Source organism: Arthrobacter woluwensis (assembly GCF_900105345.1).
Taxonomy (GTDB): Bacteria; Actinomycetota; Actinomycetes; order Actinomycetales; family Micrococcaceae; genus Arthrobacter_E; species Arthrobacter_E woluwensis.
In genome coordinates, this window is sequence record NZ_FNSN01000003.1 from 2797766 (window position 1) to 2821928 (window position 24163).

At 68.7% G+C, this 24163-nt stretch carries 23 protein-coding genes and 2 riboswitches; of the genes, 8 read left to right on the forward strand and 15 right to left on the reverse strand.

The genetic code is table 11. From position 1 onward, the window contains the following. Positions 1-76: 76 nt before the first annotated feature. The 6 genes from BLV63_RS13450 to BLV63_RS13475 form a co-directional block, all read right to left on the reverse strand. Positions 77-700 carry a response regulator transcription factor gene (locus BLV63_RS13450; protein ID WP_066215153.1) on the reverse strand — a complete coding sequence of 208 codons (624 nt, stop codon included), beginning with the start codon at positions 698-700 and terminating at the stop codon, positions 77-79. 3 nt (positions 701-703) lie between these two features. Further along, positions 704-1909 (reverse strand): sensor histidine kinase, encoded by a 1206-nt coding sequence (locus BLV63_RS13455; RefSeq protein ID WP_066215151.1) that lies wholly within the window; start codon positions 1907-1909, stop codon positions 704-706. Between the two features lie 17 nt (positions 1910-1926). Beyond that, a complete protein-coding gene (locus BLV63_RS13460; protein ID WP_066215150.1) occupies positions 1927-2736 on the reverse strand; it encodes an ABC transporter permease in 810 nt (269 codons plus the stop codon). After that, positions 2733-3665 (reverse strand): ABC transporter ATP-binding protein, encoded by a 933-nt coding sequence (locus BLV63_RS13465; protein WP_139244697.1) that lies wholly within the window; start codon positions 3663-3665, stop codon positions 2733-2735. Before BLV63_RS13465 ends, BLV63_RS13460 begins: the two co-directional genes overlap by 4 nt. Before the next feature lie 167 nt (positions 3666-3832). Next, on the reverse strand, positions 3833-5005 hold the full coding sequence (dusB, locus tag BLV63_RS13470; protein ID WP_066215147.1) for a tRNA dihydrouridine synthase DusB: 1173 nt from the start codon (positions 5003-5005) through the stop codon (positions 3833-3835). A gap of 47 nt (positions 5006-5052) precedes the next feature. Then, positions 5053-5682, reverse strand: coding sequence for a TetR/AcrR family transcriptional regulator (locus BLV63_RS13475; RefSeq protein ID WP_074784584.1), 630 nt, complete (start codon positions 5680-5682; stop codon positions 5053-5055). A gap of 160 nt (positions 5683-5842) precedes the next feature. Here BLV63_RS13475 and BLV63_RS13480 point away from each other — a divergent pair, with 160 nt between their 5' ends. Next, positions 5843-6628 carry an SDR family NAD(P)-dependent oxidoreductase gene (locus BLV63_RS13480; protein ID WP_066215143.1) on the forward strand — a complete coding sequence of 262 codons (786 nt, stop codon included), beginning with the start codon at positions 5843-5845 and terminating at the stop codon, positions 6626-6628. 108 nt (positions 6629-6736) lie between these two features. On the opposite strand, the gene BLV63_RS13485 is transcribed toward BLV63_RS13480, so the two are convergent. The 4 genes from BLV63_RS13485 to BLV63_RS13500 all read right to left on the reverse strand — a co-directional run bounded on the left by BLV63_RS13485 (position 6737) and on the right by BLV63_RS13500 (position 11704). After that, positions 6737-8149, reverse strand: a complete 1413-nt coding sequence (locus BLV63_RS13485) for a YibE/F family protein (protein WP_066215141.1) — start codon at positions 8147-8149, stop codon at positions 6737-6739. Positions 8150-8179: 30 nt separating this feature from the next. Further along, positions 8180-9187 carry a GNAT family N-acetyltransferase gene (locus BLV63_RS13490; RefSeq protein ID WP_066215139.1) on the reverse strand — a complete coding sequence of 336 codons (1008 nt, stop codon included), beginning with the start codon at positions 9185-9187 and terminating at the stop codon, positions 8180-8182. 1 nt (position 9188) lies between these two features. Beyond that, a complete protein-coding gene (locus tag BLV63_RS13495; protein ID WP_066215137.1) occupies positions 9189-10574 on the reverse strand; it encodes a glycine--tRNA ligase in 1386 nt (461 codons plus the stop codon). Positions 10575-10657: 83 nt separating this feature from the next. Further along, complete coding sequence (locus BLV63_RS13500) at positions 10658-11704, reverse strand: lactonase family protein (protein ID WP_066215135.1); 1047 nt, start codon at positions 11702-11704, stop codon at positions 10658-10660. Positions 11705-11736: 32 nt separating this feature from the next. On the opposite strand from BLV63_RS13500, the gene BLV63_RS13505 reads away from it, so the two are divergent. Then, positions 11737-11976, forward strand: a complete 240-nt coding sequence (locus BLV63_RS13505; RefSeq protein ID WP_066215134.1) for an RNA-binding S4 domain-containing protein — start codon at positions 11737-11739, stop codon at positions 11974-11976. Here BLV63_RS13505 and BLV63_RS13510 read toward each other — a convergent pair. Further along, positions 11960-12616, reverse strand: coding sequence for an alpha/beta hydrolase (locus BLV63_RS13510; protein WP_066215133.1), 657 nt, complete (start codon positions 12614-12616; stop codon positions 11960-11962). The two genes, BLV63_RS13505 and BLV63_RS13510, sit on opposite strands and share 17 nt — an antisense overlap. Positions 12617-12721: 105 nt before the next feature. Here BLV63_RS13510 and BLV63_RS13515 point away from each other — a divergent pair, with 105 nt between their 5' ends. Then, positions 12722-13600 (forward strand): SGNH/GDSL hydrolase family protein, encoded by an 879-nt coding sequence (locus BLV63_RS13515; RefSeq protein WP_082724206.1) that lies wholly within the window; start codon positions 12722-12724, stop codon positions 13598-13600. Between the two features lies 1 nt (position 13601). Here the strand turns inward: BLV63_RS13515 and BLV63_RS13520 are convergent, their stop codons facing one another. The 3 genes from BLV63_RS13520 to BLV63_RS13530 all read right to left on the reverse strand — a co-directional run bounded on the left by BLV63_RS13520 (position 13602) and on the right by BLV63_RS13530 (position 17198). Then, positions 13602-14144: a hypothetical protein gene (locus tag BLV63_RS13520; RefSeq protein ID WP_074784312.1), complete on the reverse strand. Its 543-nt coding sequence runs from the start codon at positions 14142-14144 to the stop codon at positions 13602-13604. Positions 14145-14438: 294 nt separating this feature from the next. After that, on the reverse strand, positions 14439-15596 hold the full coding sequence (gene metX, locus BLV63_RS13525; RefSeq protein WP_082724205.1) for a homoserine O-acetyltransferase MetX: 1158 nt from the start codon (positions 15594-15596) through the stop codon (positions 14439-14441). Positions 15597-15606: 10 nt separating this feature from the next. After that, a riboswitch (SAM riboswitch) is annotated at positions 15607-15721 on the reverse strand. Positions 15722-15878: 157 nt separating this feature from the next. Continuing rightward, positions 15879-17198 (reverse strand): bifunctional o-acetylhomoserine/o-acetylserine sulfhydrylase, encoded by a 1320-nt coding sequence (locus tag BLV63_RS13530; protein WP_066215128.1) that lies wholly within the window; start codon positions 17196-17198, stop codon positions 15879-15881. A gap of 86 nt (positions 17199-17284) precedes the next feature. After that, positions 17285-17402: riboswitch (SAM riboswitch) on the reverse strand. A gap of 174 nt (positions 17403-17576) precedes the next feature. Here BLV63_RS13530 and BLV63_RS13535 point away from each other — a divergent pair. The 3 genes from BLV63_RS13535 to BLV63_RS13545 all read left to right on the forward strand — a co-directional run bounded on the left by BLV63_RS13535 (position 17577) and on the right by BLV63_RS13545 (position 20768). Beyond that, positions 17577-18035, forward strand: coding sequence for a hypothetical protein (locus tag BLV63_RS13535; RefSeq protein ID WP_066215125.1), 459 nt, complete (start codon positions 17577-17579; stop codon positions 18033-18035). A 245-nt stretch (positions 18036-18280) separates the two neighbouring features. After that, positions 18281-18919: a VOC family protein gene (locus BLV63_RS13540; protein ID WP_066215123.1), complete on the forward strand. Its 639-nt coding sequence runs from the start codon at positions 18281-18283 to the stop codon at positions 18917-18919. Positions 18920-19157: 238 nt separating this feature from the next. Next, on the forward strand, positions 19158-20768 hold the full coding sequence (locus BLV63_RS13545; RefSeq protein WP_066215121.1) for a hypothetical protein: 1611 nt from the start codon (positions 19158-19160) through the stop codon (positions 20766-20768). Positions 20769-20823: 55 nt separating this feature from the next. Here BLV63_RS13545 and BLV63_RS13550 read toward each other — a convergent pair whose 3' ends face one another. Continuing rightward, positions 20824-21648, reverse strand: a complete 825-nt coding sequence (locus BLV63_RS13550) for a CPBP family intramembrane glutamic endopeptidase (protein WP_082724220.1) — start codon at positions 21646-21648, stop codon at positions 20824-20826. Between the two features lie 309 nt (positions 21649-21957). Here BLV63_RS13550 and BLV63_RS18380 point away from each other — a divergent pair, with 309 nt between their 5' ends. Both BLV63_RS18380 and BLV63_RS13555 read left to right on the forward strand, forming a co-directional pair. Then, entirely contained in the window at positions 21958-23376 is a 1419-nt protein-coding gene (locus BLV63_RS18380) for a hypothetical protein (RefSeq protein WP_139244698.1), read from the forward strand. Positions 23377-23454: 78 nt separating this feature from the next. After that, positions 23455-24135, forward strand: coding sequence for a histidine phosphatase family protein (locus BLV63_RS13555; protein ID WP_066215119.1), 681 nt, complete (start codon positions 23455-23457; stop codon positions 24133-24135). The last annotated feature ends 28 nt before the right edge of the window (positions 24136-24163 follow it).

Below are 24163 nucleotides of genomic sequence, written 5' to 3' on the forward strand. Positions count from 1 at the left end.
AGCTCCTTCGCCGGCCTTCTCGCCAGGGTGCCGACATCATGCCACGGGCCACACCGGCGCGGCCAGGGTCGTTCGGCTAGAGCAACCAACCGTTCTCCGCGGCGATCCGTGCCGCATCGCCGCGGGTCCGTCCGCCCGTCTTCGCCATGGCCGCCGAGAGGTGATTGCGCACCGTGCCCTCCGAAAGGAACACCTCGCGCGCGATGTCGGCCACCGTCCCGCCGCCCGCGGACACCCGAAGCACCTCGACCTCCCGCGCGGTGAGCGGGGACTCCCCCGCCACGAGCGACTCGGCAGCAAGCGACGGATCGATGACCCGCAGCCCGGCGTGCACCCTCCGGACGGCGTCCGCGAGCTGACGGGCCGGGGTGTCCTTGACGACGAAACCGGCGGCCCCGGCCTGCAGCGCACGCCGGACATAACCGGGCCGGCCGAACGTCGTCACCATGAGCACCCGGCACTGCGGGGCCTCCCGGCGCAGCCGTTCCGCCGTCGCCAGTCCGTCCAGCCCCGGCATCTGCACGTCCAGGAGCGCGACATCGGCCCGCTCCTCCCGCACGGCGACCAGCGCCGCTTCGCCGTCCCCCGCCTCGGCCACCACTTCGATGTCGTTCTCCAGCCCCAGCAGGGCGGCGAGCGCACCCCGGACGAGGGCCTGGTCGTCCGCGATCACGAGGCGGATCGCACTGTCCTGCGCCATGTACTACATCACCACCGTCAGGCGGAAGCCGCCCAGTTCCGAGGGACCCGTGCTGAGGGTCCCTCCCGCCTGCCTGACCCGTTCGGCCAGACCGTCCAATCCGGAGCCCCGTCCGCTCCAATGCGAAGTCGCCGGGCCCCCGGTGCCGCCGGAGGACGCGCGGCCGCCCCCGGAGGCTCCCGCGGCGACGGCGAGCGCGGGGCGCCACGCGCCGTCGTCGTCCACCTGGACGCCGTCCGCGGACACGGTGACCCGGCAGCGTGCCGCGCGGGAGTGCCGGACGACATTGGTGACGCCTTCGCGCACCACCCAGCCGAAGAGTTCCCGGTGTGCCGCGGGAACCTCGTCCACGGAGCCGGGCAGGTCCGCCTCGATCCCTGCGGAGGCGAGAGCGCCGCGGGCCTGGGCCAGCTCCGAGACGACGTTCACCCCGCGGTACCCGGCCACCGTGGCCCGCACATCGGCGAGCGCTCCCCGGGCCAGGTCCTCGATGTCCTCCAGCTCGCGGGCGGCACGGGCCGGGTCGGCTTCCAGCAGCCGGCCCGCGAGTTCGGCCTTCACGGCCACCACGGTCAGGGAGTGGCCCAGGATGTCGTGCATGTCCCGCGCCATCCGGTCCCGTTCGGCGGCAACGGCCGCGACCGCGAGGTCCTTCCGGGTGGCTTCGAGCTGCTGCCGGAGCTGGATCTGCCGGGCGAAGGCCATCATCATGAAGCCGAGGGACAGCACCAGCGACGCCTGCATGAACCCCGCCTCCGGCTGCCCGCCGGCCGACTGCAGCAGGAGGGAGCCGACGGCCAGGGCGAAGACCGACACCGTACGCCACCGGGCGGGCAGCGGCAGCATGGCCGCGGCGCAGGCCACGAACGTCCACGTCCAGAGCCCGGGAAGGCCGAGGGTGAGCACGACCAGGGCGTTGCTGACCAGGAGCACCACCAGGACCACGGCCGCTGCCACGACGCGCTCTTCAGGCTTCCTCCGCGACCAGGCGTACAGCGGACCGACGGCATAGCAGGCGAAGAAGAGCACGGTCAGGCCCGTGATCAGCAGTTTGTTCCCGAGCGGGTCGGCCGGATCCGCCCAGACCGTGGTGTAGGTGGGCCACGTCCACAACAGCAGGGAGAACCCGGCGCCGATGAGCCAGTTCCGGGGCCCGGCCCCGGAACGCCGGCTCGCCCATCGGCCGGGTGACTCCCGTGTGTCTTCCATGAGAACCAATCTAGGGCTCAGACGCGCTTGGTGTCTTTGCGGAAGGCCAGGGCGGCGCCGGTCACGAAGATGGCGAGCCAGACCACGGCGTTCACCACCCAGATCCAGTCCCAGTTCCCGGTCAAGGGGCTGCGGGCGATCTGTCCGATCCCGTAGGCGGGTGAGAAGCGCGCGATGTCCGCGAAGGTGCTGCCCATGACTTCCAGTGGCATGAAGAGCCCGCCGAGCATCGCCATGATCGCGAGCACCGGGCCGAGGAGCTGCATGACGTTCTGACTCGGCATGAGATATCCGACCATGAGGCCCAGCGCAGCGAAGACGAGGGAGCCCAGCCAGGCGGCGAGGCCCGCCACGACGAGGGTCGCGGCGTCGAGGTGGACGCCGAAGAGGGCGCCGATCACGAACTGCGCGACGACGGCGATCAGGCTCATGGCCAGGGCGGCCGCGGCCTTCACCAGGATGTACGCCCCAGGACGCAGCGGTGTCAGCCGGAGCTGCCGGGACCAGCCCTGGGCCCGTTCGACCGCCACCTGCGATCCGGACGCCGTGGCCGAGGTCATCGCCGCATACACGGTGAGGCTGATGAGGATGTACTCCCCGTAGCTGTGAGTGCCGCCCGGGAGCATCTGATTCTTGTTCGACAGGCCGAAAATCGCGAAGAACAGGGCCGGGATGGCGATGGTGAAGATCAGGGTGCGGCGGTTGCGCAGAAGCCGCTTGATCTCGATCCACAGGAAGGTGCCGTTGACTCCTCCCGCGGCGGGTCTGCGGTCGACCAGTTGGATGGCGGCCTGCGGGTCCCTGGTGGTGCCGGTGGTGGTGCTCATGCCCGGGCCTCGTTTCCAGTGGGGGTCGACTCGACGGCGGATGCGGCGTCGTCGCTGGTGAGGGCCACGAAGGCGTCCTCGAGGTTGTTGGCGCTGACCTCGACGTCATGCGCGTCGGTCTCGGCCAGGAGGAAGCGGAGCACGGTGTCCGAATCCTGGGAGCGGATGGTGACCCGGGCGCCGTCGTACTCCATGGAATCCACGGCGGGGAGCCGGACCAGCCGCGGATCCTCGTGGCTCAGTGCCGCGCGGATGGTGCGTCCGGCCGCGAGGTTCTTGATCTCGGCGGCGGTGCCGTCCGCCACCACGCGGCCCTGGCGGACCAGGACGATCCGGTCCGCGTAGGCGTCGGCCTCGTCCAGATAGTGGGTGGCGAAGACCACCGTGCGGCCCCGCTGGGCGTCCTGCCGGATGGCGTGCCAGAAGTCGCGGCGGCCGGTCACGTCCATGCCGGTGGTGGGCTCATCGAGGATCATGAGGCCGGGGTCGGAGACCAGGGCCATCGCGAAGCGCAGGCGCTGCTGCTGACCGCCCGAGCACTTCTCCACCCGGCGGTCCGCCAGGTTCGCGATGCCGGCACGTTCCAGGACCTCCGCCACCGGGCGCGGCGAGTCGAACATCGCGGCCGTGAGCTGGACCGTCTCCTTGACGGTGATGTCCCTCAGCAGCCCGCCCGTCTGCATGACGGCGGCCACCTGGCCCCGGGCGATCGCCTGACGGGGCGTGCCACCGTAGATCGTGACGCTGCCCTTCGTCGGCTCCGAGAGCCCCAGGATCATGTCGATGGTGGTGGTTTTGCCCGCGCCGTTCGGGCCCAGGAAGGCCACGACTTCGCCGGGCTTCACCTGCAGGTCCAGGCCGCGGACGGCCTGCACCGTCCCGAAACTCTTGTGGAGGCCCTGGGCGTCCACGGCCAGTGACTGGCTCATCATGTCCTCGCATTCCCCGTCTGCCGGATGGATCCGGAAGAGCCTGTGCTCTCCCTCGGTATCCATTCGACCGTGGAGGGGATGCGAGGACCCCGGCCGTGCGTCACGTTCCGGGCATGACATCCGTCATGCCCGGAACGCTGCCGTCCGCCGGGCGCGCTGGGGCGTCAGCCGCCCGAGACGTCCAGTTCGGCCGCCTTGATGGTGGCGCGCTGCTCGTCGTTCAGGCTGCGGCTCTCGAGCCAGCGGTCCGGGAGCGCGGTCCTCTTCGGGGTGCCGGCGCGGCCACGGGGGCCTTCGGCGTCGGCTCCCGGGTACGGGGATTCCATGTCCAGCTGGTCGAGCAGTCCGCGCAGCGTCGCCAGGTCCGGCACCGTGGCCAGCTGAGCCCGCAGGTCCCCGCCGACGACGTAGCCCTTGAAGTACCAGGCCATGTGCTTGCGGATGTCCCGCAGCGCCTTGCCCTCATCGCCGAAGGTGTCGATCATCAGCTCCGCGTGCCGGTACACGGCGTCCGCCACCTCGCGCAGGCCCGGGCGGATGCGGTCCTCGCGGCCGTCGAACGCGGCCTGCAGATCGCCGAAGAGCCACGGTCGGCCCTGGCAGCCACGGCCGACCACCACGCCGTCGACGCCGGTCTGGCGGACCATGCGCTCGGCGTCCTCGGCGCTCCAGATGTCGCCGTTGCCCAGCACCGGGATGTCCGGCAGGGCCTCGCGCAGCCGGGCGATGGAGTCCCAGTCGGCCTTGCCGGAGTAGAACTGGCTCGCCGTGCGGCCGTGCAGCGCGACGGCGGCCACTCCGGCGTCGCGGGCGATGCGGCCGGCCTCGAGGTACGTCAGGTGATCCTCGTCGATGCCCTTGCGCATCTTGATCGTCAGCGGGATGTCCCCCTTGGACGCCTCACGCACGGCGGTCTGGACGATCGCGGTGAACAGGTCGATCTTCCAGGGCAGCGCCGAACCGCCGCCACGACGGGTGACCTTCGGGACGGGGCAGCCGAAGTTCAGGTCGATGTGGTCGGCCCGGTCCTCCTCCACCAGCAGGCGGACGGCGGCGCCGACCGTGACGGGGTCCACGCCGTACAGCTGGACGGAGCGGACCTCCTCGTCGTCGTCATGCTCGATGATCCGGAGTGATTCCGGGGAGCGTTCCACGAGCGCCCGGGAGGTGACCATCTCCGCGACATAGAGGCCGCCGCCGAACTCGCGGCAGAGCCGGCGGAAGGCCTTGTTGGTGATGCCGGCCATGGGCGCGAGCACCACGGGGGTGTCCACGGTGATGTCGCCGAGCTTCAGGGGTGGCAGCTCGATTCTGGTGGGAAGTGCTTCAAGGGTCACCCCACCATTCTCCCGCAACGGCGCAAATCGTGCGCGCCGCGCGTTGTTCAGAGGCCGGCGGACAGCCTCCGGAAGGCCTCGACCGCGAGCGACGACGCCGGGTGGCCGGGCTTGCCGTCGTCGTCCCCGGGGGCGGGACTCACATCCGCCGCCCACGCTTCCAGCCCCACCCGGACGGCCGCGGTGGCCGCGGTGGCGTGGAGCCTGAGGAGCAGACTGTTCGCGGCGCCGAACCGGTCCGCCATGACGGCCAGGAGTTCGCGCTCCGAACGGGCGTTCACCACGGCCCACACCCCGGCCAGCTCGGCATCCTCCTCCGCGGCGATCAGGAGGTTGCGCACGAGCTCCATCCCGTCCGCGGTCTCCCGGTCCTGAGGCGTGAGCGCATGTCGGATCGCCGCCGTCACGGCCTCCTTGCCGTCCGACCCTGCGGGCACAGCGCGCAACGCATCCTGCCAGCGTTCGGCCCCGATCTCCAGGAGCGGCGCGATGGCCTCTTCCTTGGTGCGGAAGTAGCGGTAGAAGGTGCGCAGGGAGATGGCGGCACGCGCGGCGATCTCCTCGGCCGTGGTGGCCACGACCCCCTGCGCGGTGAAGAGCTCGGCCGCGGCGGCGGCGAGCTCCCTCCGGGTCTGGGCGCGACGGCGCTCCCTCAGGCTGGGCTGTTCTGTTTCCACCCCGTGATCGTAACCCAGCAACCCGAAGCTCGGCACATCATGCCGTATTGGCACAACGTGCCACAAAGCGTATGCTGACAGGACGGGGCCGACCACACCGCCAGGCCCAGCCAGTGGAGACCGGAGCAGTCCTTCGGCCACCCGGAACGAAAGGAACATCATGCTTCGCTATACAGACCGCCGCGCCCTCGTCACCGGTGGCGGTTCCGGCATCGGGCAGGCCACCGTGCTGCGGATGCTCTCCGAAGGCGGCACCGTCGTCGCCGCCGATGTGAGCGAGGCCGGCCTGGCCGACACCGTGGCCAAGGCCGGCGACGCCGCCCCGCGCCTGAAGACCGTGGTCATGAACATCGCCGACGAGGCCTCGGTCAAGGCCGGCGTCTCCGGGGCCGTCGAGTTCCTGGGGGGCCTGGACGCCCTGGTCAACGCGGCAGGGATCCTGCGCTCCTCCCACACCGAGCAGACCACCCTCGAATCCTTCGAGCAGGTCATCCGCATCAACCTGGTCGGGACGTTCCTGGTGATCCGGGAAGCGATCCCCGCGCTCCAGGACGGCAAGAGTGCGGCGGTGGTGAACTTCAGCTCCACGTCGGCGGCGTTCGCGCACCCCTATATGGCGGCTTATGCGGCCAGCAAGGGCGGCGTGCAGTCCATGACCCACGCTCTCGCCGCGGAGTATGCCTCGGCGGGCATCCGCTTCACCGCGGTCCAGCCGGGCTCCATCTCCTCCGGCATGACCGACGGCAGCGGCCAGAGCCGTCAGAGCGTGGGCCCCGGCCTTCCGGAGGACGCCGACATGCGCCTCTTCCTGAAGCTCTCCCCCGCACTCGGCGAGGGCTTCGCGGGCCCCGAGACGGTGGCCGGCGTGGTCGCGATGCTCGCGAGCGAGGACGGCGCCTTCATCACGGGAACCGAGATCCGGATCGACGGCGGCACCCACTTCTAGGACCCGCTTCCCGGCCTTGCGTGGTCAGTTGCCTTGTGTGCTCAGTTGTTGCGGGTGTTCGGCGAAAACACCCGCAACAACTGAGCACTCAACCGAGCGGGGCATGGCTCAGCGTCCCAGGGCGCGGCGTTCGCGGCGCGTGAGGGGCTGCTCGGCGTCGACGGCGTGGCGGTGCAGATTCGTCGCCTTGACCACCAGGACGGCCACGAGCGTCGTGAGCGGGATCGCGAGGACCAGGCCGATCGAGCCGATCAGGGTGCGCACCACTTCCTCGGCCAGCTCGGCGCTGGTCAGGGTGTCCAGGAACGGCCGTTCGTAGAGCATCACGATGATCAGCACCGGCAGCGCGGCGCCCGCATAGGCGAAGGCGATCGTGTAGACGGTGGACGCGATGTGATCACGGCCGATCCGCATGGCCGAGGCGAACAGCTTGGGCGCCGAGGTCTCCGGGGAGAACTCGTAAAGCTCCCAGACGGCGGAGGCCTGGGTGATGGTGACGTCGTTGAGCGCGCCCAGGCTCGCCACGATCAGGCCGCACAGGATGACACTCGAGATCGAGATGGTCCCGCTCGTGTTGACCAGGGTGGACGCCTCGTGGCTGCCGATGCCCAGGAGCTTGGCGGCATCGGTCGCCCACAGGGCCAGGCCGGCGGTGACGAGCAGTCCGAAGATCGTGCCGAGGAGCGCCGTGGAGGTCCTGGCCGAGAAACCGTGCGCGAAGTACAGCACCGCGATCAGGATGGCCGTCGACGCCGTGAGCGCCAGCGGCATGGCGGGTTTGCCGTCCACCAGGCCCGGCAGCAGGAAGAACGCCAGCACCAGATACGCCACCCCCAGCCCGAGCAGTGCGCGGAAACCCCGCCAGCGCGCCACGAGGATCACCACGGCGGCGTACAGCACGGCGAGGATCGCGATGGGTGCGGACCGGACGAAGTCCACGAACACATACGACGGCGCATGCCCGGCCGAGGCTCCCTGCACCTGCGAGAGGTTCAGGTACCGGATCCCGTCACCGGGGTGGACGGAATCCGAGGCGGACACCTCCGGGTTGAACACCACCTGGACCGGCGAACCGCCCGCGTCCGGCTGCGTCACGGCCCAGAAGCAGGACGTCAGACGGCTGGCGCCGGGCGTGGAGCCGCTCTGGCCGGAGCCTTGCGAGGCGCCTTGGGAGGGGCTCTGTGAGGGGCTCTGCGCGGGACTCTGGCCAGAGCCGTTCTGGCTCGAATCCGGCTGCGCATCGGGGGAACTCCCCGAACAGGAAGCCTTGGTGACGCTCATGACCTTGCCGGTGTCGAAACTGACGCCGGGCGCCGTGGAGTACGGCGAGCTCAGGCGCAGATCCTCGTGCTTGCCCGAAGGCCACAGGAGCACCATGCCCAGCACCGTGAGGACGGTGACCGGCACCAGGATGGCGGCCAGGATCCACCCGGCCCGACGGCGTGCCGCCGCCGCTTCCGCGGACGGAGCCACGCCGTCGTCGTGCGAGTGGCCCCCGCCGTGTGAATGTCCGGCACCCATGGGTCCGCTCCGCTCCTGTCGGTTCCGCCGCTACTTGTCGCTGACCACCAGGACGTCCGCCCCCAGCTGCCGGGCCTCGCCCGACTCCAGGAGGGGCTCGACGGCGGCGCGCAACGCCGTCATCGAATCGTCCACTTCCAGCACCACGGGGTGCGGGTAGGCGATGAGGGAGAGCAGGTCACGGACCGCCTCGGCCGCGTCTTCCGCGTCCAGGGCAGGGTCGTGGCCCAGGAACACGTCGGTGGCGCCCTCCTGCAGCTCCTCCCCCGTGCCCGGCGCCGCGTAGCTGATCGCGAAGGCGCGGATCCTGCCCTTGCGGGTCGGCGAGACGGTGCTGCCGAACGCCGACTCCGGCTTGGCCCGCAGCACGATCGCGCCGTGGGCTCCGGAGAGGTCGTCGAGGAAGAGCCGCTGGACCGTGCCGAGGGACAGCTCGCCCGGGTCGTCCCAGGAGTGCACCTCCCGGTAGTAGCGGCCCACCACCTGCGTCAGCTCCACGGACCCCGTGGCGAGGTCCATGATGATGTCGCTGCCGGCGTCCTCGCCCTCGCCGTCGAACACGGGGAGCTTCAGGGCGCCCGCGGAGACCTCCACGAGGCGCGAACGCTGGATGGGCTCGAGCCCGGCGGACGCGGCGAAACCCGCGCCGTCGGTGCCCACGGCGACCTTGGACCGGAGGGCCGTCACGCCCGAAGGCGAGAGTTCGGCCTCGCGGCGCAGCATCACCAGGAGGCTCGAGCCGATGCCGTGCCCGCGGTGATCGCGGGAGACCTCGATGTAGGACCAGAGCCGCTCGCTGTGCAGGGCGGTCTCGTAGACCACGCCCGCGGCGACCGGGATGGCGACACCGTCCACCACGTCCTCGGCCACGATGCACTGGCGCCACGGCTCGCCGTTCGCGCTGCCTCCGTCGATGCTGCCCACGGACGGCGCGAAGGACGCCCGGAACTGCCCCGCTGCCGGGGAATCAGGATCCCCCCACAGCTGGAGCAGTTCCAGGTCATCGCCTTCGCGCCAGGGACGGTACTGGATGGTCATGCTAGGCGCCCAGCAGCTTTCCGGCCAGGTAGGCCTCGAGCTGGTCCAGGGAGACGCGCTCCTGGCTCATGGTGTCGCGTTCGCGGATGGTCACGGCGTTGTCCTCGAGGGTGTCGAAGTCGACGGTGATGCAGAACGGGGTGCCGATCTCGTCCTGGCGGCGGTAGCGGCGGCCGATCGCGCCGGCGTCGTCGAAGTCGATGTTCCAGTGCTTGCGCAGCTTGTCACCGAGCTCGCGGGCCAGCGGGGAGAGCTGCTCGTTGCGGGACAGCGGCAGCACGGCGGCCTTGACCGGAGCCAGGCGCGGGTCCAGCTTCAGGACGGTGCGCTTGTCCACGCCGCCCTTGGAGTTGGGAGCCTCGTCCTCGGTGTAGGCATCGGCCAGGAAGGCCATCATGGAGCGGGTCAGGCCGAAGGACGGCTCGATGACGTACGGGACGTACCGTTCGCCGGAGGCCTGGTCGAAGTAGGAGAGGTCCTGCTTCGAGTGCTCGATGTGGTTCTTCAGGTCGAAGTCGGTGCGGTTGGCGACACCCATGAGCTCGCCCCAGCCGGAGCCGGCGAAGCCGAACTTGTACTCGATGTCGATGGTGCGGTCCGAGTAGTGCGCACGCTCGCCGTCCGGGACGTCGAAGCGGCGCATGTTCTCAGGGTTGATGCCCAGGTCCACGAACCAGTTCCAGCAGGCCTCGACCCATTCCTCGAACGCGGCGGGCGCCTCGGCCGGCGGGGTGAAGTACTCGATCTCCATCTGCTCGAACTCGCGGGTGCGGAAGATGAAGTTGCCGGGGGTGATCTCGTTGCGGAACGCCTTGCCGACCTGGCCGATGCCGAACGGCGGCTTCTTGCGGGCGGCGGTCACCACATTGGCGAAGTTCACGAAGATGCCCTGGGCCGTCTCCGGGCGCAGGTAGTGCTTGCCGGACTCGTCGTCGATGGGGCCGAGGTAGGTCTTCATGAGGCCCGAGAAGTTCTGGGGCTCGGTCCACTCACCGCGGGTGCCGCAATCGGGGCACACGATGTCGTCCATGCCGTTCTCCGGGGCGCGGCCCTTCTTCGCCTCATACGCCTCCAGGAGGTGGTCCTGGCGGTGGCGCTTGTGACAGGAGAGGCACTCGACCAGCGGGTCGGTGAAGGTGGCGACGTGGCCGGAGGCCTCCCAGACCTTCGACGGCAGGATCACGGAGGAGTCGAGGCCGACCATGTCGGCGCGGCCGCGGACGAAGGTCTGCCACCACTGGCGCTTGATGTTCTCCTTGAGCTCGGCGCCGAGGGGGCCGTAGTCCCACGCGGAGCGCGATCCACCGTAGATCTCACCGGCCTGGAAAACGAATCCGCGCCGCTTGGCGAGGGAGATGACCGAATCGAGGGTGGACTTTGCTGCCATATGAACAACTCCAGGGAAAGCGGGCCGCTGGGTGCGGTCCGGGTGCGGATACTCGTGCCGGTCCCCCGCAGGGGACACACGTCCTAGCCTACCGGCAGCACGTACGTCGGGCTGAATGTCCCCACGCCGCCCACCGGGGTGAGATCGCCGTCCGGGCCGGGGACGAACACGCTCAGCCGGTGCCCGCGTTCCGCCGCGACGCAGAGGTGCGGGGCGCCGTCGTCGTCGCGTGCCCAGGCCAGGTGACGGGGCCACGCACCGCCGCACGGAAGCGTGCGGAGCAGGCGCTCCTCCCCTTCTCCTTCCCCGAGTCCCCCGCGCGCGACGACGGCGAGCGTGTCGCTCCCGCGCACGCCCACCACGAGTGCCCGCTCACCGGAGCCGGGGTGGCCGGTGATCTCACTCGGATAGGCGTGCTCGTGACCGGGAGCCAACGCCACGGGCGGCCCGGCCAGGTCCCACGACCCGTCCGCGGCACGGACGGCCCGGTGGAGCGCGGCGTCGAGCTCACCGACCACCCGGAGGACCACGGCGCCGTCGGCAGCGGGCCGGTCCAGCAGCAGATGCCGCGGACCGGTGCCGGGCGGGAGGCCCAGCCCGCCCACGAGCTCCGGACCGCCCTCACCCAGGAGGTATTCGTCGACCCGGTCCCGCCCCAGGTCCGCCACGAGGAAACGGTCGTCGCCCAGCGCGATGGTCGAGTGGGCATGGGGACCTTCCTGGCGGCCGGCCACCGGGCCCGCGCCCTCCTGGCCCACCGTCCACAGCGGCTCGGCGCCCCACGGCTCATCCAGCGAGAGGCCGGACACCGTCCCGGAGCCATAGTTGGCCACAAGGAGGAGGCCTCCGGCCAGCCCGAGGTGGCATGGCGACGACCCGCCGCTGCTCACCCGGGCCCTGACCGCGAGCGTCTCCGGATCCAGCTCGACCACCTGGCCGGCGTCGAGCTCCTCCACGGCGAAGAGGCGCCCGCCCGGCCCGCGCAGCAGGAAGGACGGGTTCCGCACACCGTCGCTCGTGGCGAGCACGGTCAACTCCCCCTCCACCGGGTCCACCGTCACGCGCTGCACGCCCGGGCCGCGGCCGGAGCCGTCCTCGGTGTAGCTCCCGAGATAGAGGGGGATGGTCATGGTTCCTCCGTGGGGTAGGGCATCATGGGGTTATGACTTCTCCTGAGCCGGACGGCATCGACACCATCGAGATCCGGGATTCGATGATCCGCCTGGGTCAGCTTCTCAAGCTCGCCTCCCTCGCCGACGACGGCGTCGAGGCCACCGAGCTCATCAAGAACGGGCTGGTCAAGGTCAACGGCGACATCGAGGACCGCCGGGGCCGTCAGCTCACGGCCGGCGACGTGGTGAGCGTCAACGGTCAGAGCGTCCGCATCACCGCTGCGGGCTGAGCACCTCGAAGCCGAGGAATTCGGCGACGTGGCCCACTTCCTGAGGGCTGATCCCGTGCCACACGCCGCTGTACTGCACCTTCGTGGCGCGCGCCTTGCCCAGCAGCCAGGCCGCGGTGAAATCGATCCGGTCCCGCGGGATGACGGGATCCTGAGGGTCACGGCCCCAGAAGAACGGTGTGCTGCCGTCCAGCTCCGCGTCACGGAACCAGTCCGTGCCGCCCTCCACGGCGAAACCTGAGAGCCCCACGATCGCCGCGAAGTCCTGCGGGCGCCGGCGCCACATGCTGGTGGCCATCGCCATGCCCATGGAGAAGCCGAGGAGGCTCACGGAGCTGAACTCCTCGCGCACGCCGTCCAGCCAGTCGAGCACGTACTCGGTCGCGTCCTTCACGGCGTCGAAGGAGTAGTCGAGGGACCCGGTGAGCGGGAACCAGGTGAAGCCTGGGCCCATGGCCAGGGGCGCACGCACGCTCGCGACCACGAATTCTTCGGGGAGCTGATCCGCCAGGCCGAACAGATCGGCCTCGTTGGCGCCGTAGCCGTGCAGGAGGACCAAGAGTGGCCGCCCCTGCCGCTGATCTTCGGGGACGGACCAGAGGACCGTGGGTTCAGGGAAGGCTGGGGCGTCAAGACTCATGGCTCGTATTCTGCCATCACGTCCTGATCGGCCCCGCCGAAGAGGACGGCGCGTTCCGGAAGCTACGGTGGCGTAACCGGGCCGCCCGGGGGCATGATGGGAAGAATGAGCGACTCCTCTCAGTTATCTTCAGGGCCGGTATCTTCAGGGCCGGTATCTCCCGCGCCGGCCACGTCTCCTGAGGCCCAGCAGCAGGGCGACGGCGGCCACCCGTGGTCCCGGTACGTGGCCCTCGGCGACTCCTTCACGGAGGGCATCGGCGACCCCGAGCCCGCGAGCCCGGGCGGTCACCGCGGCTGGGCGGACCGCGTGGCGGAGGAACTGAGTGCCGGGCACCCGGACTTCGCCTACGCCAACCTCGCCATCCGCGGGCGTCTATTGCAGCAGATCATCGATGAGCAGGTGGACCCCTGTCTGGACCTCAAGCCGGATCTGATCACCATCTCCGCCGGCGGCAACGACCTCATCCGTCCCGGCGGTGATCCCGACGCCCTCGCCAACACGCTGGACGCCGCCGTCGGCCGCCTCGCCTCCGAAGGCGCCACGGTGGTGCTGTTCAACGGCCCGGACACGGTCTCGACCGTGCTGAGCCCGCTCCGCGGCAAGGTGGCCATCTACAACGAGAACCTGCGCACCGTCGCCGCCCGGCACGACGCCGTGATCGCGGACATGTGGTCGCTGCGGCAGCTCGCCGGCTCGCAGTACTGGGACCAGGACCGCCTGCACTTCTCACCGCTCGGGCACCACACCATCGCGACGATGGTCCTGGACGCCCTGAACGTCCAGCACACCCTGGAACCGCTCTCCCCCAAGCCTCTGCCGGAGAAGACCTGGCGCACCGCCCGCACCGAGGACTTCCTGTGGGCCCGCGAGCACTTGTTCCCGTGGGTTCTGCGGCGCCTGCGGCACCAGTCCTCGGGCGACGGCATCCAGCCCAAGCGCCCGGTGCCCGGGCCGGTGTTCCTGCCGGGTCAGGAGCTCTGACTCAGGACGCATCCGGGGCCTGATCGTCCAGGTCCCGGTCCTCCGGACCCAGGTCCCGGGGCGCGCCCGGCTTCCGGAACGCGGTCCTCATGTGATCGCTCGTGAGGAAGTCGGCGATGCCGATCATGATGAGGCTGAACACAATCTGCTCGGTCACCATCCACAGCGGATACAGCCCGGGGATCGCGGCCATGACGAGCGTGACCACGGGGAAGATCTGCGCGAAGAGTCGGAGCCGCTGGTACGCCCAGTACCAGCCCTTGGTCGCGCGCCAGGCGAAGTAGAACAGGGTGGCCGTCATCCCGAGCACCACCACGGTACGCATCCAGACGGCGAACGGCACCGGCTCGCCGCTGCTCGACAGCACCAGCGCGACGCCGACGGCCCCCACCCCCAGCACGAGCTCCAGCACCAGAAGCCACAAGACCCAGGTGAAAGCGCGCCGCGTCTTCGGATGGAGCCGCTGCCGCTCCCCGATGCGGACGCCGGACTGGCGGCCGCCGGCGATGCGGTCGAGACGGAGCAGCAGGTTTTCCAGGGCCATGGTCGGAGCCTACACCGGGAGCCCGGCCCGTCCCGGAAGCGTCTCCGGCCGGGCCCGGGCTCACTCCTATGGACCCAGTCCGTCCGCCGCCGCTGAGTCCGCTATCCAAGGCGCGAGTCCGCTACCTGATGTAGCGAACTCAACACCCCGATAGCGAACTCAGCCAGGCAAGCCACCCCCGATAGCGGACTCAGCCAAGGTGGCACCGGAACAGCGGACCCACCCGGGTTCTGGTTCCGAGGCCGCGAACCCGGCCCCAGGAGAACCAGCGGCCCTAAGACCAGAAGCCGGGAGTCACGCGAACAGCGTCCGGCCGAGCAGCGCGCCGAGCTGGTCGGCCTCGGTGAGGAAGCCGTCGTGGCCGATCTCCGAGGCGATCCGGTGCACCGTGACGTCGCCGGGCAGGGCGGCCGCGAGGGCCTCCGACTGCCGGGGCAGGTAGAGGCGGTCGGACTCGACCGCCGCGACGAAGAACTCGACCGGGCTGTCCGCCAGGGCCGCCTCGACTCCCCCGCGGCCGCGTCCGACGTCGTGGCTCATGAGCGCTTCCGTCAGCGCGATGTAGCTGTTGGCGTCGAAACGGCGGACGAGCTTGGTGCCTTGATGATCCAGGTAGCTTTCCACCTGGTACCGGCCCCGTTCGGCGAGGGCCGAGGCGTTGAGCGGTGACTCGCCCTCCTGGGGTTTGCGGCTGAAGCGGGCCTCGAGCTCCGCCTCGCTGCGGTACGAGATGTGCGCGATCCGGCGTGCCAGGGCCAGGCCCGCCTCGGGGGCCGGACCGTCGTAGTAGTCGCCGTCCCGGAAGGCGGGGTCCTGGCGGATGGCGAGGGTCTGCGCCTGGGCGAGCGCGATCTGTTCGGCGGTGCTGTGGGCGCCGATCGCGATCACCGCGCACTTCCGGACCCGTTCGGGGAATCCCGCGGCCCATTCCAGCGCTCGCGCGCCGCCCATGGACCCACCGACCACCGCGAACCATTGCGAGATGCCCAGCTGATCCGCGAGCCGCGCCTCGGCGACCGCCGCGTCGCGGAGCGTGATGAACGGAAAGCGGGAACCCCACGGCTTGCCGTCGGGCGCGGGGCTCGACGGTCCCGTGCTGCCGTTGCAGCCGCCGATGATGTTCACGGCCACCACGAAGAACCGGTCCGTGTCGATCGCGCGGCCCGGACCGACCAGGCCGTCCCACCAGCCCTCCTCGTCCGTGTCCCCCTGGGCGACGTGCGCGCTTCCCGTGAGGGCGTGCTGGATCAGGACGGCGTTCCCGGCATCCGGCGCGAGCGTCCCCCAGGTCTCGTACGCGAGGGTGACGTCCGGCAGCTTCCCGCCGGCCTCCAGCTCCAGCGGCCCGACGACGGCGGTGCGCTGGACGCCGTGGCGTGCGCCGGCGTCGCGCTCCTCGCGGGTGGTGGTGTCCCGCGCGGTGGACAGTGGACGGGATGCAGCGATGGTCATGGGGCCTCTATTCCTGTGCTTGCCCGCGCCGGCCGGCGCTGGGCCGAGTCTTCACCCGGGGCACCCCACCGCAGGAGGAGGGTTGCCGGCCAGCGAACCGGGGTTTGGCGCTGGCACTCGTGACTCTCGGACCAGTGTAAAGGATCGGGAGGGGCCGATTCTGAAGATGACGCTTCATGAGACAGCCCCTCGGGATTTATGTTCGCCTGGAAGGCGTCGAGGGCCGCGCATTCCGAAGAATGCGCGGCCCTGCGGATGTCCCCAGGGACTCCGACGGCAGACTCAGACGGCGGCCTTCGCGGCCCGGAAACCGGCGTCCAGATCGGCGAGGATGTCGTCGATGTGCTCGATGCCCACCGCGAGACGGACCAGGCCCGGGGTGACGCCCGCGGCCCGCTGACCGGCCTCGCTCAGCTGAGCGTGCGTGGTGGACGCCGGGTGGATGACGAGGGATCGCACATCGCCCAGGTTCGCCACGTGCGAGTGGAGTTCCAGCGCGTCCACGAACGCCTTGCCGGCTTCGAGTCCGCCGGCGATCTCGAACGCCACCACGGCGCCGATGCCGTTCGGCCCGTACTTGCGTCCCCGCTCGTACCACGGGCTGCTCGGCAGGCCCGCATACGCGACGCGTTCGACGTCGTCGCGCGCCTCCAGGAATTCTGCGACCTTCAGCGCATTCTCGACGTGACGCTCGACGCGAAGGCTGAGCGTCTCGAGACCCTGTGCGATGAGGAACGCGTTGAACGGGCTGACGGCCGACCCGAGGTCACGCAGCAGCTGCACGCGGGCCTTCAGGATGTAGCTGAGGTTGGCGCCCAGCGCTCCGTCCGCGCCGAGGTCACGGGCGTAGACGAGTCCGTTGTAGCTCTCGTCCGGGGTGTTGAAGCCCGGGAACTTCTCCGGGTCCGCGCCGAAGTCGAACTTGCCGGAGTCCACGATCACGCCGGCGATCGCGCTGCCGTGACCGCCCAGGTACTTGGTGGCCGAGTGCACCACGATGTCCGCGCCCCACTCGAGCGGCCGGATGAGGTACGGGGTGGCGAGGGTGTTGTCCACGATCAGCGGGACCCCGGATTCGTGCGCCACGGAGGCCACACCTTCGATGTCCAGGATGTCCTGCCGCGGGTTGGAGACGACCTCGGCGAAGAAGAGCTTGGTGTTCGGACGGACGGCGGCGCGCCAGTGGTCCAGGTTGTCCGGGTCCTCGACGAAGGTGACCTCGATGCCGAACTTCTTCAGGGTGTTGGCCAGCAGGTTGTAGGTGCCGCCGTACAGGCTGGGGCTGGCCACCACGTGGTCACCGGCCTCTGCCACGTTGAGGATGGCGAACGTCTCCGCGGCCTGGCCGGAGCTGAGCAGCAGGGCCGCCAGACCGCCTTCGAGACTGGCGATGCGCTGCTCGACGGCGTCCTGGGTCGGGTTGCCGATACGGGTGTAGATGGGCGCCAGCTCGGCGAGTGCGAAGCGGTTGGCGGCGCTCTCGGCGCTCGGGAACACGAAGGACGTGGTCTGGTAGATCGGCAGGGCCCGCGCGCCGGTGACGGCGTCCGGCTCCTGTCCGACATGGATCTGGCGGGTTTCGAAGGACCAGTTGTTGGTCATGGCTTTCCTTAGATTTCAAGGGCCAGGAACGGTCTCCCCCACCATCGCGGCGTCAGCCTTCCCGAGTGGAAGGAGACGGCGCCCACGGCCCGCGCTTGCGTGCCGGCCTGCATGCCGACCCGCCTGGTCTTCACCCGGGGCACCCCGCCGCGGACGGAGGGTTGCCGGCCAGCAAGCCGGGGCTCGATGCTGGCACTCATGACCTGCAACCCAGGGTAGGGGGCCGGAGGGAGCGCGGAAAAGGGGTGCGTCACAGAACGTCCCAGAGGCGTCGCGTGCGGCGGGCGGTGCGGATGGGGAGGTCTGCCCATTCCCCTCCGCAGTGCGGTGGGGTTGACTCTGAACCATCACTCACCCGCACCATCGAGGAGTTTCATCATGGGGATTCAGACACATCACGCACGGCGGTTCGGCCGGTGCCTCCTGGCGACCGCAGCCGCAGCCGGGCTCGCCCTGGCGGGCCTGCTGGCATCCAGCGTTCCGGCGTCCGCCGGGACGCTGGAACAGCACGGCCAGGTCGTGAAGCAATGCACCGGGATCAAACACGGGCCGTACTCGGTTGCCGGCACCACCGCCACCATTGAGTACTGGTATTCCACCAAGAACGGCGGGACGGCCTGCGCCATGCTCTACGACAACAAGTCCGGCGCAAGCAACCTCCAGCTCAACATCGCCACGAGTTCGGTGTACTCCCATGACCACGGGATCTACGAGTACTACGCCGGCGGGGTCCAGCTGGCGAACATGAGGGGCAAGTGCGTCGGCATCGCGGCCAATGTGTACAACAGGGCCGGGGACAAGGTCCTGGGCTACCGCCACGTCAGGGTCTGCAACTGATCAGGGTCTGCGACGGATCCGGGTCTGCGACTGATCGGGGCATGAAACGGCTCCACGGGCGTCTCCGGCCAGGAACCTCTGCGGTCGGCCCACCAGCCGGCGGGCACCCTGACCGCGCGTTCCGGGCCTGGACACCCGGGCCCGGAACCGGGGAAATCCGCCCGGGCCTCCGGCATTCCGCCGCCGTCGCGTGACTTAGGTAACCCTAAGCTGAGTGCCTAGTCACAAAGTGCAAGGATGATGCCATGCGCATGGATCACGTTTCTTACGCTTGTGAACGCGATGGCCTGGAGGCCACGGCGGAGCGCATTTCTGCTGCTCTTGGACTGCACGCGGTGCGCGGTGGGGTACACCCCCGTTTCGGCACCCGCAACATGATCTTCCCCTTGGCCGACCACAAATATCTTGAGGTCGTGGAAGTCCTGGACCACCCCGCTTCGGACAAGGCACCGTTCGGCCAGGCCGTGCGGGCCCGCTCCGCGATGGGCGGTGGGTGGATGGGCTGGTGCGTCGCCGTGGACGACCTGGCCCCCTTCGAATCACGTCTGGGCCGCGAGGCCGTCCCCGGGAACCGCAAGTTCCCCGACGGCCGCGAGCTCATCTGGAAGCAGATCGGCATCCTGGGTCTCATCGCGGACCCGCAGGTGCCGTACATGCTCAAGTGGGAGGGTGACTCCACCCTCCACCCGTCGCTCGTGTACCCGAGCGACGTCCGGGTCTCCAGCCTCACCATCGCCGGTTCCGCGGAACGCGTGACCGAGTGGCTCGGCGAGGAAGTGGAGAACCCGCTGGAGGACGTCGCCGTGGAGTGGATCGCTCCGCACGGCACCCCCGGCATCATGTCCGTGACCTTCGAAACGGCGAACGGCTCCGTGACCCTCTGAGGCTCACCCGCCCACGCCGTCTGAAGGCCGCCTGTTCCGCATCGCGCGGAGCGGCGGCCTTCGTCGTACCCCGGTGCCACCCCTCTTTCGGGGCGTCCCGTGTTCAGTACCATGAGTCCACCAGCGACGGCGCCACGCACCGACGGGGCCACGGCCTCCCGGCGGTCCGGGGAGCCGCTCGCTGATCAGGCCATGCCCGCCGGCGCGGGCGTGGTGTCAGAGCCCAGAGGGAGGGCCCATGAAGAGAACGTCGCTCGCAGCCGCACTCGCACTGCTGACCGTGCTGGTCACAGCGTGCACCCCCGACGGCGGGCGGCCGGCGCCGCCCCAGCCGTCCGTGACGCCGCGCGCTGTGCCGGCCGGCAACCCCGACCGCGACCAGGCCGCCGTCCGGCGGCAGCTGGCCGCCGTCGATCCCTGCGCCCTGCTCGAGTCCCGCATCACCGCCGGCTTCAGGCAGAAACCCGGACTCGTCAGCACCACCCCGTTCGACTGCCGGGTCCAGGACCGGGGCGTGCAGGCCGTCAGCTATGCGGACAGCACCGCATCCCAACGGCACTGGCAGGAGCGGATCGAGCTCGGTGGCGTGGTGGCTTATCGCTCCAGCAAGGCGGCCGGCCGGTGCACCATCAGCCTGCCGGTCGACTTCGGGCATGCCATCACCTGGTCCCAGGATCCCGACGGCGCCTACGACTGCACACAGCCCGAGGCCTACGCCCAAGCCGTCGCGCCCCGACTGCTGGACGATCCGGCGTCGTTCGCGCGGAAGGACACCCGGCCCGGAGTCTCCGTGTGCGATGTCCTGTCCTCTGCCCTTGGCCCGCTCCCGGCCGGGCAGGCCCTGGCACCGCGCAAGGCCTTCGCCGGCAGCCTCGCCGAATGCGGTGTCTGGAGGGACGCCGCGACCCCGGGCGGCCCACCCGTCTACACCCGGCAGGCCCTGACGCTGGCGTACCGCCCGCCCCTGGCCGAGCTGCGCACCGGCGGCGGCTGGGAGGACAGCGAGGTACGGAGGATCGCCGGTGCCGACGTGCTGTTCTGGAAGGACTCCGGAGCGGGCTGCACGCTGCTCTGGGATGCGTGGCCGGACCAGACCGCCGTGAGCGGCCGTGTCGTTCAGGCGCAAGCCGAGGCGGTGACGTGCGCCGACGCGACGGCACTCGCGCAGAAGCTCGTCCCCGTCCTTGCCAAAGCGGCGCCGCAGACCCTGGCGAAGACACCCCTCGTGTACGCGGTCACGGAACCCGACACCGCCGCCGTCGGGGCCTGCGCCCACGTGGTGGATCAGGACCTCAGAAAGTGCGCACCGGCCACGGAGGCCGCCGCGCCCACCGACCCGCGGCAGACCGTCGCGTTCGGAGCAGCCGATGCCAACACCCTGTGTGCGGCCGCGTCCGCCACGGTCCAGAGGATCGCGGGGTCGTCACTGGAACCCGTCACCGCCGCAGCGCCGGAGAACGGCGCGTTGGACGACACAGCCCTCCCGGTGCTGTGCGAGTTCGTCGAACCGAGCCACAGCCTGGTGGTGCGGGTCGGCGCCGTGGCGGATCTGCCCCTGAACAGCAGAAAGCTGCTCACGCAGACCCGCACCGCCCGCGACACGGAGTTCGCGGGGCATGCCGCCAAGACGATGGCGGGCGAAGCCCTCCGCGGAGCTCCGGACACCCGGCGGACCGCTCTGATCGCCGACACCACGCAGGATGCTCCCGGCCTGCTGTTCCTGGAGATGTCGGCTCTGCCGGACCGCGGCCAGGGCACGGGCACGGTGTCACCGGCCGCCAGGGAGCGCTTGAACGGCTTCGACGACCTGGCCACGGCGCTCAGCACAGAGCTGCTCGGCGCCCGCTGACGGCACGGGTGTGAGGGTGTCCGGCCAGGTGCCCGGGCCGGGCCGTCGTCCGCGTTCAGCCCAGCCCGATCGCCTTGCCGAACAGGTCGTAACCCACGAAAGCCCCCACATCGAGCAAGGCGTGTGCCACCACGAGCGGCATCACGCGCCGCCACTTCAGGTACACCCAGCCGAACACGAGCCCCATCACGACATTGCCGAGGAACGGCCCGAATCCCTGATACAGGTGATAGCTGCCCCGCAGCAGGGCGCTCGCCAGCACGATCCACAGCGGAGAGAAGCGCAGCTGGCCGAGCCGCCGGAACAGGTAGCCGACCACCAGGGTCTCCTCCAGGACGCCGTGCCGGATGCCGGACAGCACCAGGACCGGCACCGTCCACCAGTGGGCGTCCAGCGCGGCCGGGATGATCGCCGTGGTGACGCCGAGCGCCCTGCCTGCCGCGTACAGTGCCAGCGTCCCCGCTCCGAGACCGACCGCGAGCGCCAGGCCCGTCCCGGCGTCGCGCACCGGCCGTGCCAGGTCGAAGCCCATCCCCCGCCAGGGCTTCCGCCCCGCCTCGCCGCGCCAGGGCAGGAAGGTGGCGAGGAGATAAAAGGCGAGCAGCACCGGCACCAGCGAGAACACGATGTCCAGCAGCTGGTAGAGCAGATCGAAGAACTCCCGCTGATTGCGGGACGGGTTCAGGGTGGACGTCGCGGAGGAGAGCGGACCGCGGCTGAGCTTGTCGGCGAGCTGCACCACTGAGTACACCGCCGACTGCCCCAGCGACAGCCCCAGCACGAGCGCGATCTCCCACCAGAGGCGCCGCCGTCGTCCCACGTCCGCGAGAGGCTCCCAGTCCAGGGACGACGACGGCGGGGACGGCTTCACGCGTGGCATGTCACCACTGTAGTGACGCGCCGCGGACACGCGCACACTCCGCCGATCCCGCATGGACAGTCAGAAAACTAGGTCCACCTTCAAGGGAAGTTCGCGATATGACAGTCACGTAATCCACCGCAAGAGATACAACCAAACCAAGCGGCGCCCCGGGGCCCGAGCGCCATCAAATTCGGTCTAAGCTCATACGCCAGTTTAGGAAGTCCAGGCTCAAACCGTTCGAAAAAAGGTGCGCGAACACGAATCCAAACAACACAGATCTGGTATAGTCCAGAAACAGGCCAGCAATAGCACAACACTGGGGGAACCGTGTCCAAAAAAATCGAAACTTCCGAAATGCCCGAGCTAGACCCTCTTGCCATGAAACTAATCTATCTACTGGATCGGTTTCAGTCGAACCAAGAAGATCTATTGTACACTTCCGAATTCATCCTCGAGCGCGAGGCTGATATCAATGACCGCAAAGCGCGCGCAAAAAGCGACATCAAGAACAACTTTCCGCACGTGGATCCCTCATTAGTCGACGAAGGCTGGGATTTAGTTCTGTCAAAGCTATCGCCCAGCTCGAGCTCGAGTGCCGATAACGACCAGGGAGAAAATGCGCCGAGAGACCAAATTGACGATGATCTCGCGGACTTCTTGAGTCGAATTCCGAAAGACTGCAGAGGCGGCTACACCCGTGCGCTCTTCAAAGGAATCCTCGACAGCAAAATCAAAAAGAGTTCGAGTCGCCTCTGGGCATCAATTCTAACGAGCATCGTCGCGGACTTCGAGGTTCTCATCGGGAACCTCATGCGCGAGATCATTTCAAAGCATCCTATTATAATCAGCAATTCGGGCACGACTTATAGCTGGAAAGAAGTTGCCCAGTTCGAAACACTTGAGGATTTCAAAGACCATCAGATAAACCAGTATGTGGACAAGCTTCTGTTCGGAAGCTACTCTGATTGGCTAGATTTCCTCGATTCAAAGGTACACATCGATGTTCCCAAATTAGCTCGCAGCTCAGCGGTCATTGAGATATTTCAGCGACGCCATATGATCGTTCACAATGCTGGCATCGCATCTAAACAGTATGTGAGCTCCATTGGCGCCGATTCCGCCGACGAAGTTCTGGGTCGAGAACTAATCGTCGACCCAGCATATCTAATCGCCGCTTCAAATCGAGTTATCGCAGTTGGGACCTGTCTCGCTCTAAACCTGGGGACAAAGTTTGTTCGGGACGATCGGTCCCGACGATACTTAGAATCATTCGTAGTATCAGAGGTGTCATACCGGCTCCTCCACGCTGGCCGCTTCGACGCTGTCACCGATCTCTGCAACATTGTGGATCGGTCTGCGTTTGTGAGCAGTGATTCTGCTCTAAGGTTTGCTGTGAACGGGTGGATTGCGGCGAAGTACGGCGGCAGCTCGGATTCCTATATTAAAGATGTCAGGAGCTGGGACACTTCTGCACTAAATCCGGTATTCCAGCTGGCTAAACTAACACTACTTGACGAATTGGATGAAGCTCTGAAGATGTCTTCCGTTCTCCGGAAATCTGGGGTCATCAAATTGCATCACTGGCTCACCTGGCCGCTTTTCAAGGAGCTTCGCGAGTATGAACGAACCCGCGCGGAGTCGGATGCTCCATCCTTGGATCAAGGTACCGTGGCGCAGTTGCCGCTGGCTGAAGAGTCAATGGCGAGCAGTGGCGGCCAGATGCCATCACCGCATCGTGAATCCTGAGAGTTTCCACAGTGGGCGCGTGAATATCCGTCAAACAACGAAGCGCCTAGAATGCCCCCGCTCGATTAAGCTGGGCCTATGAGTGCGCCGCAGCAAATCATCATGATCCGGCACGGGCAGTCGGCGGCCAATGTGGACACCGGGATCTACAACCGGGTCCCGGACTACCGGATCCCGCTCACCGAGCTCGGAGTGGAGCAGGCCCGGCAGGCGGGCGAGAAGATCCGCCGGCAGCTGGACGGACAGCAGGTCTGCGTCTACGTCTCGCCGTACCTCCGGGCCTATCAGACCCTGGACGCCCTGGGACTAGGCGATCTGACCGAGCGCGTCATCGAGGAACCGCGTCTCCGGGAGCAGGACTGGGCCAACTTCCAGATCGCCGGGGACATCGCGGACCAGAAGGAGCTCCGCAACGCCTACGGCCACTTCTTCTACCGGTTCCGGGAAGGCGAGTCGGGGTCGGACGTCTACGACCGCATCTCCAGCTTCATGGAGACCCTGTACCGCCACTGGTCCAAGCCGAGCTACGCCCCCAACACGCTCCTGGTCACGCACGGCCTCACCATGCGCCTGTTCTGCATGCGCTGGTTCCACTGGTCCGTGGAGTATTTCGAATCGCTCAACAACCCGGGGAACGCGGAGATCCGCACCCTCATCCGGGAAGAACACGGCAAGTACCGGCTGGACGCGCCGTTCAGCCAGTGGACGCAGTGCCGCGAGACGGCGACCGTCCTGGACGCGCCGCCGCTGCACTTCTGAGACGGGGCACGGCTGGGACGTGCCCCGT